At 66.1% G+C, this 1,401-nt stretch carries 1 protein-coding gene; it reads left to right on the forward strand.

The window, feature by feature from the left end; all coding sequences use genetic code 11:
• Positions 1-353: 353 nt before the first annotated feature.
• Positions 354-1,401, forward strand: a 1,048-nt coding sequence (locus tag ABD287_RS18345) for an IS110 family RNA-guided transposase (protein WP_344174785.1), incomplete at its 3' end; no start/stop codon positions are given.

Genomic DNA, 1,401 nt, shown 5'->3' on the forward strand with positions numbered 1-1,401 from the left:
GCTACTTGTTTCATTGACCCAGGACCGGCGCCCGGCCAGGCTCGGTTTAGGTGCCCGGGTTGGACGCTCTCTTTCGCGGCTGCCCACGACCTTGTCGTGTGGCTCTCATCTGGACTGCGCCGTCCGGGCACCGCCGGGCAGGAGAGGCTCAAGAAGGGACTGCTCAGCTAAAAGTAGCGGTGCCCTCCACGCCCACCGAACACCACGTCGCTGGGTCAAGGAGGACCGCATGGCAAGCAGCACCACTAGCCCATCGCCCGTGCCGCGGGTGGTGATCGGCATGGACCCGCATAAACGCACGGTGACGATCGAAGTCATGACCGCCGACGAAACGATCGTCGGGCTATGCCGCGATGCTCGACTACGTATCGCGGTGGCCCCTGCGGGTGTGGGCGATCGAGGGCTGCGAAGGCATCGGCCGTCACATCGCCCACCGCCTACTCGCCGACGGGCAGAACATCATCGACGTGCCGGCCAAGCTGTCAGCACGGGCGCGGGTCTTCAGCACCGGCCAAGGCCGTAAAACCGACGCCACCGACGCCCACTCCGTTGCCCTGGTCGGCACCCGCGTATCCGGGCTACGACCGGTGGTCAGCGACGACCAACTCGAAGTACTGCACCTGCTCGTCGACCGACGCCGGTCGCTGGGTGAGGAGCACACTCGCAAGGTCGCCCAGCTGCACCGCATCCTGCTCGAACTCATCCCCGGAGGCGCCAAGAAGTTCCTGTCCGCGGCCCAGGCCCGGCAGATCCTCGCCGGCGTGCGGCCCCGCGACGTCGTGGGCAAAACCCGCAAACGAGTCGCCGCTGAGCTCGTCACCGACCTAGAACGGATCTACGCCCGGTCCAAAGACGCGGATAAGGAACTCAAAACCCTCGTCCAGGCGTCCGGCACGAGCCTGCTGGACCTGCATGGCATCGGCCCGTCTGGCGCGGCCCGCCTCCTCGTGGAGGTCGGTGACCTGACCCGGTTCCCGAGCAAAAGCCACTTCGCATCATGGACCGGCACAGCGCCGATCGACGCGTCCTCCGGGGACAACGTGCGCCACCGATTGTCTCGTAAAGGGAACCGGCAGATCAACCGGGTACTGCACATCATGGCCGTCGTCCAGCTACGCAACGCGACCGAAGGACGCGCCTACTACGACCGCAAGAAAGCCGGCGGGAAGACCTCGATGGAGGCCATGCGATGTCTGAAACGGCGCCTGTCCGACATCGTCTACAAGGCCATGCTCAACGACCTCACCCGCACCGACACCACCGCCCAGGGGACGGGTCCGGGAGGGCACACGGGCAGCGACTCTGACTCCAGCGCGACCGGCTCACAACCCCACACCGGCACTTCGGACAAGCCACACCCCGGACCCGCCACCACCAACCCTAAAACACCACAACGGCTAG

This window comes from Pilimelia columellifera subsp. columellifera (genome assembly GCF_039532605.1).
Classification (GTDB): Bacteria; Actinomycetota; Actinomycetes; order Mycobacteriales; family Micromonosporaceae; genus Pilimelia; species Pilimelia columellifera.